Origin of the sequence: Kocuria tytonicola (genome assembly GCF_003687455.1) — a bacterium.
GTDB classification, from domain to species: domain Bacteria; phylum Actinomycetota; class Actinomycetes; order Actinomycetales; family Micrococcaceae; genus Kocuria; species Kocuria tytonicola.
This window is the reverse complement of the sequence record NZ_PHOA01000100.1, coordinates 1-8850: the sequence shown is the minus strand read 5'-3', so window position 1 is coordinate 8850 and position 8850 is coordinate 1. Positions and strand designations below refer to the sequence as shown.

Below are 8850 nucleotides of genomic sequence, written 5' to 3'. Positions count from 1 at the left end.
GTCCGGGACCCACCAGTCCCGCAAAGGCCGGGTAGTGCCCGGACCCGCCGCCCACCACTACGGCGACGGCGGGCTCACCCTGCGGCAGGGCAACCACCCCACCGGGAACACCCCGCAGGCGGTCCGAGTAGAGCGCCAGGAAACCCTCGAGCTGGTCGTCGGCGAAGTCCTCCGGGGCATCGAAAACGGTCGTCATCAGATCTCACTCCTTGCAGATGGAACGGCGGCGGGCGGTCGTCGCCCCTCAGTGGTGACGGGCACCCTTCTCGTCCTGCGGAACCCGCAGGTGGTTCACCATCACGAAAGCGCACGCGTACAGGGCCACGAACGTCCACACCACGGCGGAGTTGGAGGCGAACGAGGACATTCCCAGCGCACGGGTCACGTTCAGGACAATGGCCACCACGGCGGATCCCAGGAAGTACGCGCCACCGGCAGCAGTGGTGTACATGGCCATGGCCGCGCCCTTGTGCTCGGGCACCAGCGCGGGCATGATCGCGCCCATGGGCACGAAGCCCGCGAGCATGATGCCGAACGCCACGCCGGCGATCGTGGAGAGCACGAAGCCCCAGGTGGAACCGGGCTCCACCCAGTGCGGCACGTACCACCAGAGCAGCAGACCCAGCGCGGAGCCCACGATGCCGCACCACTGCACGGTCTTGCGCCAGCCGAACCTGTCACCGATGGCACCGAACATGGCGTTGAACAGGATGTTGCCCGCGTAAACGCACACCGTCATGGTGAGCCAGCGGGCCTGGCCCCACTCGAGTGTGGTGGAGATGACGGCCGGCAGGATGATGAACATGCCGAACTCGGGGGCCGTGTTGATGAGGCGCACCAGGAAGCCCTGCAGCACCTTGCGGTTGGTCAGGGTCAGCCGGATGCCGGAGGAGATGACCTGACCGGCGCTCTCCCCCGCGGGGGCGATGCGGCGGTTGCCGTTCTCCGCCTTGACCCCGAACCACGCGATGCAGAAGCCCACGACCACCAGGGCGATGGACAGCCACATGGCACCCGTTTCACCCTCGGCCCCGCCGCCGAACGCGGGGATCGCGCCAATGGCCACGAGTGACCCGAGGGTGGGCAGACCACCCGTGAACATCACGTAGAACCAGCCCACGGCCGTGCCGTTGCGCTCCACCGGGGTGGTGATGTTGATCCACACCAGGAAGGAGAACGAGAACAGCGGGAAGCCGAAGCCCCGCAGGAAGTACGTGATCCCGGTGAGCCACAGGCTGCCGGTCTGGATGGCCACCAGGAACGCGACCTCGAAGACCACCCAGATGATGAACCCGAGCAGCATGACTCGGCGGGGCCCCCACAGGTCGCTCAGTGCGCCAGAGAGGTAGCTGGCGATCAGCACCGCCACGGAGTAGAAGCCGATGACCACTGCGATGGTGGCCTCGGAGGAGCCAAGGAGCTTCGCCAGGTGGGGCGTGAGGAAGTTGGACTCCACGCCCAGCCCGGTCATGAAGATCAGCACGCCCAGGAAGCCCCACTTTAGGACGGACGGGATGCCGATCCTGTCGAGAAAGTGCTCCTTCTGTGGGGTGCTGGGCGTGGTGGCCGCGGCGCTCATGCGGTGAACCCCTGGGCCTGGGCCTGGGCGGAGCGGTGCCGGGACTCGGAGAGACCGGGCAGGATGCTCACCTTCACGGACGATCCAGCGGAGTCCGCCACCATGTCCAGAGCGTCCTGGAACTGGGCGAGCGGGAACTGGTCCGTGCAGATCTCGTCCAGCGGCAGGATCCCGGACTCCACCATGCGGATGGCCGCAGGCCAGCAGTTGGGGCCCAGGTGGGCACCCAGCACGTTGAGCTCCTTGTCGTCCGAGATGATGGACCAGTCCACCGTCACGTCTGAGCCGAACACCGAGTACTCCACGAAGGTGCCGAGCTTGCGCAGCAGGTTCAGACCCTGGGGAACGGCGGAGGGGTGCCCGGTGCCCTCGATGTAGACGTCCGCGCCGTACCCGTCCGTGAGCTCCTTGACCACGGCCACCGCGTCCTCGCGGCCAATGTTGATGGTCATGTCCGCGCCGCACTTCTCGGCGAGCGCCAGCTTGTCGTCGGACATGTCGAGCGCGATCACCTTGAGCGGGCTCTTGGCCTTGGCCCCGGCGATCATGCCCAGTCCGATGGGCCCACAGCCGGCAATCACGACGACGTCGTTAAAGGTGATGTTCGCGCGCTCCACCGCGTGCAGGGAGCAGGACAGCGGCTCCGCGAAGGCGGCGTGCTGGGGGGCGACGTCCTTCGAGACCTTGTGGACCCGGGCGATCTGCGGAACGAGCATGTACTCGGCCATGGCCCCGTCGAAGTTGCGGAAGCCGAACATGTCGTGGGGGCCGCACATCCAGTACTGGCCGCGGCGGCAGTAGAGGCACTCGCCGCAGGGGACGATCTGCTCGCAGACGATGCGGTCCCCCATGGCCACGCCGTGATGCGCCAGGGCCTCGGCGGAACCCGCCACGATCTCACCCACGAGCTCGTGCCCGGGGGTCACACCCTTCTGCGCCCAGGCGGGACGGTTCTCGTCCCCCCAGAACTTGCTCGCACCGTGGTAGCACTTGAGGTCGCTCGCGCACACCCCCACCGCCTCCACCTTGATGATCAGATCGGTGTCTCCGGTGGTGGGGACGGGGCGCTCCTCGAGCGTGTAGTCCTCGGGACCGTTGCACACCACTGCGTTCATGGTCTGGGGCAGGTTCATGATGGCCACTCCTTCGTGTCGCACGTCATAGTTGGACGATGTGATGGAGACTACTAGTTGGTGAACAGATGTCAAGAACAAATTTTCACACCCCTGCGGCGTTAAACCCCATCCGACCTGCACAGACGTCGGCCGCCTCGCCAGCCACCAGGCTTCTCCGGGGCTCAAGTGGACGGCGTGCTACCGTTCGTTGAACATATGTTCACGATGGGACCCCGACCATGACGCGCACGCCTCCCTTTCCCCGAAGCACGGACCGACCGGAGGACGAGTTGTACCGCGCCGCCTGGTTGTACTACGAGGAGGGGGCCACCCAGGCGCAGATCGCAACGGAGCTCGAGGTCTCCCGCCCCACCGTGTCGCGACTGCTCGCGGAGGCACGGAGACGCGGCATCGTGCGGATCTCCGTTGTCCGGCCTCCCTCAGCGATGGCACGAGGTCTCGGAGAGGAGCTCGAGACGCGGTTGGGACTGCAACGCGTCTACCTCGCACCCGGTTCCCAGGTGAACCACATCGGGACAGGATTGGGCGGCGCAGCGGGGGAGGCCATCCGGGACATGGCGCTGCAGCCGGGCCAGGTGCTCGTGCTGGCCTCGGGGCAAGCCGTGCACCAAGTGGTGCAGAGTGTCCGGGCGGACCTCACATCGGTCACCGTGGTCCCGGGGGTGGGCGGCCAGTCCGAGCCGGAACCGTGGCACCAGACCAACGAGATCCTGCGGCTCGCGGCGTCGAACCTGGGGGCCACCCCCCAGTTCCTCTTCGCTCAGGCCATGCCCTCCGCAGGCGTGTACCGGGCGCTGCAGGAGGACCCCAGTTACGTGGCCATCAAGGAACAGTGGTCCCACGCGGCGGCATGCCTGGTGGGTGTGGGAGCGCCCACGGCCAGCCGCACGTCCCTCGCCTCCTCCGTGCCGCACCGTCACCCGTCGCTGAACCGCGCCGTAGGGGACGTGTGCCTGCACTTCTACGACGCTGCCGGCAACCTGCTGGAGTTCCCAGGCAGCGATCGTATGATCAGCATCGACACGGGCGTGCTGCGGGCCATCCCCCAGCGAGTGGCCGTGGCCGCCGGTGTGCACAAGGCCCGCAGCATAGCGGCCGGGGCCGCACTCGGTTTCTTCAACCGGCTGGTCACGGACGAGGAAACGGCCCGCGCCGTCCTGTCGCTGCCTTGACGCAACACGAGGGTCAGCAGTACTCAACTCTGGCCCTGGATCTCCGCGAGCTCGTGCATCACCGGTTTCAGAGCGGGATACAGGGATTCGTAGTTTTGGAAGAGACGGTCGTAGAGCTCTCGGTGCTCGGCGCGGGGACGCACCACCGTGGCGGTGCTGGCCCACGTGGTGCCGGTGTCCAGGTGGCCAGTGCCGATGGCCGCGAGCAGGGCGTCCCCGTAGCTCGCCCCGATGGTCTGATCGGGGATCTCCTGTTCCCTTCCGGTGATGTCGCTGACGGCCTGCGTCCACACGGGTGACTGCGCTCCGCCGCCCACCGCCACAATGCGTTCGATGGGCTGCGTCTGCGACTCCAGCAGATCGAGGACCTGACGCACGGCGAATCCGATGCCCTCGTACTGGGCCCGGATCAGGTGGCCCCTGCCGTGGGACAAGGTGAGCCCCACCAGGGTGCCACGGGCGCGAGGATCGAAGATGGGGGTACGCTCTCCCGCGTAGTACGGCAGGGAGAGCAGGCCCTCGGCACCCGGGGGCACCTCGTCGGCGAGCGCATCGAGCTCCGGGAAGGAAAGATCGCCCAGCTGCTTCTGCCACCAGCCCAGCACCGAACCCGAGGTGGCCATTCCCGCGGCGAGTGTCAAGGTTCCGGGGAACACCCCGTTGGTCAGCCACAGCTGCGGATGAGCGGTGAACTCGGACACGGTGTGCGTGAGGAACATGGTAGAGCCGTACATGAGCATGAGGTCCCCGGGGGCGCGGACCCCGGCGCTGAGCGCCTCCACCCAGGCATCCACGCTCCCGGCGCTGACGGGGGTGCCGCGCGGGATGCCAGTGGCATGGGCCGCTTCGGCATGGATCTGCCCCACGACGTCGTGCGGCCACACGAGCTCCGGTGCCTCAAGGTGCCCGCAGATGTCGTTCCACCGTTCCCGGTGCCATGAACCGGCAGGAGCATCGGGCGCATGCAGTCCCCCCACGTCACCGGGCATCGAGTACAGGGGATCGGACTGGCTTGCCGAGTGGTGGTCCTGCACGTAGGCACCCGTGAGCTTGGCGGCAACGTAAGAATTCGCTCCGAAGAGGCGCGTGGCGCGGTCGAAGGCGTCGGGCTCGTGACGGCGCACCCATTCGATTTTCGGCCCCACCGCCTGGGAGGACAGGGCTGTGCCGCACTCCTGGAGAATGGTCTCGGCCCCGTAGCGCAGGGTTTGAGATTCGATCTCCCGGTGAGCTCGCATGTCCACCCCGTACAGAATCGCCGGCCGCACGGGAGCCAGCTGATCGTCAGTGAGCACGAGGCACGGGCCCATTCCACTGACGCACATCCCCAGGATCTCCGCACCGTCGCTGTGCTCCATGAGCTCGTGGCCGAGGGAGCAGACCTCGTCCCACCACACGTCCTGGGCTTCGAACTCCGCCCATCCCTGGCGGGGGATCTGCATCTGGTGCCTGCGCGTGGCCGAGTAGAGGATCTTGCCCTCGGTGGAGCACAGCACCGCCTTGGTGCTGCCTGTGCCGATGTCCATCCCGATGTACGCCTGTGTCATCCGGAAGCCCCTCTCCTGGGTGCGCTCCGGGCGCACCCCCCCGATCAATTTACCGCTCGAAGCCCGTGGTGCCCGTGAACTCCAGCGCCGCACGCAGCCGCTCGGCCTGGTGCTCCGGCATCGGCGGCAGCTCGTCGAGGGGGTACCAGCCGACCTCAAGGGACTCGTCGTCCGCCACCCGCGCCTCCCCAGCCACCCGGCTGCAGAGGAACGTGTGGTCCAGGAACTGGCAACGGTCCCCGTTGGGGAACTCGACCACTCCCCCGGCCTTGACCCGCACGAGGGCGTCCACCGTGATCTCCACGCCCGTCTCCTCCAGGCACTCGCGCCGCGCGGCCACGCCGGGGTCCTCCCCCGGCTCCACGATGCCGGTGATGAGCCCCCAGTTGCCGTTGTCCGCCCGCCGGCCCAGCAGCACCTTCCCCTCGTGCACCACCACGGCTGTGCAGCCGGACAGCCACAGCAGGTCGTGGCCGATGCTGCGGCGCAGCTGCTGGATGAACTCGGGGGTGGCCATGGTCGTCGTCTCCTGGGTGGTGGGCCGGGCGGGAACCGCTCCGCGCGCAGCAGCGCGCGCGGCGTCGTCGTGGCCGCGCGGACCGCGCCCGCTGGCCGGGCGGTCACGCGAAGGCCACGACACCCAAGCTTCCCACGATCATGAACGGCCCCAGGGGGATCCGGCTGCTCGCATCCGCCCGCCGCAGCAGGACGAGCCCCAGGCAGAACACCCCGGCCAGCACGAACGTGAGGGCGGTGGCCAGCACGGTGTGGGTCACAGAGGAGAACCCGGTGACCAGCCCCAGCACACCGGCCAAGCGCACGTCACCCATGCCCATGCCGGCGGGGTTCAGCAGCCGCAGCACCAGGAAGATCCCGCCCATGATCGCGAGCCCCCACAGCATCCACCACAGTCGCACGGTGTCGTCGGCCAGCACCGCCGCGGCGCCCAGCAGGGTGGCGGTGACGGGGTAGAGCGGGCGGACCACAGAACCGGGGAGGCGGTGCTCGCGGATGTCGGTGGCCGCGAGCCACACCCCGGAGCACGCGAGCACCAGCACGGCCAGCGCGCACAGCACGGCCGCGAGGTGGGCGCTCAGCGCCGCGTCCTGCAGGTGGTCCCCCACGAATCCCCCGATGCCCGCCGTGTTGGGCTGCATCATGCGCTCATCGTAGGCACCTCCGGCACACGGACCCACTGTGTGTCAGGGGCTGTGGAGGCCCGCTTCGTAGACTGACCGCATGAGTGCCCCCTGGCAGACCGCGCCCGCCGCCCCGGAGATTCCGCCGGCGGCCTTCGCCGCGCTGTGCCGCTCGTCCCCGTGGCGGTGGCACACTCTGCGGTTCGTGCTCACCTGGGAGGCCGGTGGCTCGGCCGCCGCGGAACCGGTGCGGGCCTGGCTGCGCCGCCCCTCGGACCTGCGCGTGGAGACGCTCGACGGTGTCCTCCGCTACACGACCACCTCCCTGGAGCGCTCCCGGGACGACTTCTACGTGGCGGACACCCCGTCCTCCTGGCTGCTGCCGCCCGCCCTCGTGACGCCCGTGTACGACGACCACGGGCTGGTCACCCGCCGCCCCGAGGCCGCGTACGGGGACCCCGTCTTCGGCGGTGGACGCTGGCAGGCCGTCCTGGACCCCGTGGAGTGCGTGGGCCCCGCGCCCACTCCCCCGTACCTCCCGGAGCAGCGCCCGGCCCGGCTGCACGGGACCGCCACCGGGACCTTCGCCGGTCGCCGGGTCTGGTGCGCCACCGTGGAACCCACGGTGCGCTACCGCGCCGTCACGAGCGGCCACCCGCTCGCCCCCGGTCCCACACGCATCGCGGTGGACCACGCCACGGGGGTGTGCGTGCACTCGCACGTCCTGCAGGGCCCGCACGCCGGTCAGGGGCACCGGCTCGTGATCGAGGGCGTGGACGAGTACCAGCTGGACGACCTCTTCACCGCGCACGACCTCGACCTCACGGACGTCTCCCGCCACCTCCCGTGGCCGGTGGCCACCACGTAGGTCCAGCGCACGACGCCGCCGCGCCACGTCCGCGGCGAGCGCGCCTCACACGTCCTGGCGCTCCAGGAGGTCCGTGACGAGCGCCGCAATGGGTGAGCGCTCCGAGCGCGTGAGCGTCACGTGACCGAAGAGCCGCTGGCCCTTGAGCGCCTCGACCACCGCCATGATCCCGTCGTGCCGCCCCACCCGGAGGTTGTCCCGCTGGGCGACGTCGTGGGTGAGCACCACCTTGGAGTTCTTCCCGACCCGGGACAGCGCCGTGAGCAGGACGTTGCGCTCCAGGGACTGCGCCTCGTCCACGATCACCCAGGCGTCGTGCAGCGAGCGCCCGCGGATGTGCGTGAGCGGCAGCACCTCGAGCATGCCGCGGGCGACGACGTCGTCCACCACGGCCGGTGAGACCACGGCGGAGAGGGTGTCGAAGACCGCCTGGCCCCAGGGGTTCATCTTCTCCTCCTCGGTCCCGGGGAGGAATCCGAGATCCTGCCCACCCACCGCGTAGAGCGGTCGGAACACCATGATCCTGCGGTGCTCGCGGCGTTCGAGCACGGTCTCCAGACCGGCGCACAGCGCCAGGGCGGACTTTCCGGTTCCGGCGCGTCCGCCGAGGGAGACGATGCCCACCTCGGGGTCCAGCAGCAGGTCGATGGCCAGGCGCTGCTCCGCCGAGCGGCCCTGCACCCCGAAGACGTCCCGGTCCGCGGACACCACCCGGGCCAGCCCGCTCGTCTCCACGCGGGCGAGTGCGCTGCCTGCTGGGGAGCGCACGACGAGCCCGGTGTTCACGGGGAGGCCCTCCGCGCCCGGCACGTCGTGGGCGCGGCCGTCCTCGTAGAGCCCGGACACGACGTCGTCGGGCGCGTCCACGTGGGCCACTCCCGTGTACTCGTCGTCGCCGCCGAGCCACTCGGCGCGGTACTCGTCCGCGGCGAGACCCAGTGCGGAGGCCTTGACCCGCATGGGCAGGTCCTTGGAGACCACGCACACGTCCTGTCCCTCCTGCGACAGCGCCGCGGCCACACTGAGGATGCGGGAGTCGTTGTCCTTGAGCCGGAAGCTCTGCGGCAGCACGGTGTCCGCCACGCGGTTGAGCTCCACGGTGAGGTACCCGCCGCCGGGCAGTGCCACGGGCCGGTCCAGTCCCCCGTGCGAGACCCGCAGGTCGTCCAGCAGGCGCAGCGCCTTGCGGGCGAAGTACCCGAGGTCAGGGTCGTGCCGCTTGGCCTCGAGCTCGGTGACCACCACCATGGGCACCACCACGCGGTGCTCAGCGAAGCGCAGCAGCGCCCGCGGGTCGGAGAGCAGCACGGAGGTGTCGATCACGTAGCTGCGCACCCCGGCCGACGCCGCCGCCTCCCGTTCCTGCGCAGGCTCGCCCGTCGGGGTGGCCACGTCGGGAGGAGCAGCGG

The 8850-nt window shown here is 69.5% G+C and carries 9 protein-coding genes; 2 read left to right on the top strand and 7 right to left on the bottom strand.

What is annotated here, in order from left to right; genetic code table 11:
- The 3 genes from CWC38_RS09840 to CWC38_RS09830 all read right to left on the bottom strand — a co-directional run.
- Positions 1-196 (bottom strand): dihydroxyacetone kinase subunit DhaK (locus CWC38_RS09840; protein ID WP_206059891.1); only part of this gene is annotated, 196 nt, incomplete at its 3' end.
- Positions 197-244: 48 nt separating this feature from the next.
- On the bottom strand, positions 245-1579 hold the full coding sequence (locus CWC38_RS09835) for an RbtT/DalT/CsbX family MFS transporter (RefSeq protein WP_121846572.1): 1335 nt from the start codon (positions 1577-1579) through the stop codon (positions 245-247).
- Entirely contained in the window at positions 1576-2712 is a 1137-nt protein-coding gene (locus CWC38_RS09830) for a zinc-binding dehydrogenase (protein ID WP_121846571.1), read from the bottom strand. Before CWC38_RS09830 ends, CWC38_RS09835 begins: the two co-directional genes overlap by 4 nt.
- 221 nt (positions 2713-2933) lie before the next feature.
- Between CWC38_RS09830 and CWC38_RS09825 the strand changes: the two genes are divergently transcribed.
- Entirely contained in the window at positions 2934-3887 is a 954-nt protein-coding gene (locus CWC38_RS09825) for a sugar-binding transcriptional regulator (RefSeq protein ID WP_121846570.1), read from the top strand.
- A 23-nt stretch (positions 3888-3910) separates the two neighbouring features.
- Here CWC38_RS09825 and CWC38_RS09820 read toward each other — a convergent pair whose 3' ends face one another.
- The 3 genes from CWC38_RS09820 to CWC38_RS09810 all read right to left on the bottom strand — a co-directional run bounded on the left by CWC38_RS09820 (position 3911) and on the right by CWC38_RS09810 (position 6594).
- Complete coding sequence (locus tag CWC38_RS09820; protein WP_121846574.1) at positions 3911-5434, bottom strand: FGGY-family carbohydrate kinase; 1524 nt, start codon at positions 5432-5434, stop codon at positions 3911-3913.
- A 49-nt stretch (positions 5435-5483) separates the two neighbouring features.
- Positions 5484-5951: an NUDIX hydrolase gene (locus CWC38_RS09815; protein WP_121846569.1), complete on the bottom strand. Its 468-nt coding sequence runs from the start codon at positions 5949-5951 to the stop codon at positions 5484-5486.
- 103 nt (positions 5952-6054) lie between these two features.
- Entirely contained in the window at positions 6055-6594 is a 540-nt protein-coding gene (locus CWC38_RS09810) for a prepilin peptidase (RefSeq protein ID WP_121846568.1), read from the bottom strand.
- Between the two features lie 79 nt (positions 6595-6673).
- On the opposite strand from CWC38_RS09810, the gene CWC38_RS09805 reads away from it, so the two are divergent.
- Positions 6674-7441 (top strand): hypothetical protein, encoded by a 768-nt coding sequence (locus CWC38_RS09805; RefSeq protein ID WP_121846567.1) that lies wholly within the window; start codon positions 6674-6676, stop codon positions 7439-7441.
- A gap of 45 nt (positions 7442-7486) precedes the next feature.
- Here the strand turns inward: CWC38_RS09805 and phoH2 are convergent, their stop codons facing one another.
- Complete coding sequence (gene phoH2, locus CWC38_RS09800; RefSeq protein ID WP_439108839.1) at positions 7487-8833, bottom strand: RNA 5'-3' helicase PhoH2; 1347 nt, start codon at positions 8831-8833, stop codon at positions 7487-7489.
- Between the last annotated feature and the right edge of the window lie 17 nt (positions 8834-8850).

Coding starts and splice junctions, on each gene's coding strand:
- CWC38_RS09835 (WP_121846572.1), bottom strand. CDS start 1,579: ATGAGCGCCGCGGCCACCACGCCCAGCACCCCACAGAAGGAGCACTTT.
- CWC38_RS09830 (WP_121846571.1), bottom strand. CDS start 2,712: ATGAACCTGCCCCAGACCATGAACGCAGTGGTGTGCAACGGTCCCGAG.
- CWC38_RS09825 (WP_121846570.1), top strand. CDS start 2,934: ATGACGCGCACGCCTCCCTTTCCCCGAAGCACGGACCGACCGGAGGAC.
- CWC38_RS09820 (WP_121846574.1), bottom strand. CDS start 5,434: ATGACACAGGCGTACATCGGGATGGACATCGGCACAGGCAGCACCAAG.
- CWC38_RS09815 (WP_121846569.1), bottom strand. CDS start 5,951: ATGGCCACCCCCGAGTTCATCCAGCAGCTGCGCCGCAGCATCGGCCAC.
- CWC38_RS09810 (WP_121846568.1), bottom strand. CDS start 6,594: ATGATGCAGCCCAACACGGCGGGCATCGGGGGATTCGTGGGGGACCAC.
- CWC38_RS09805 (WP_121846567.1), top strand. CDS start 6,674: ATGAGTGCCCCCTGGCAGACCGCGCCCGCCGCCCCGGAGATTCCGCCG.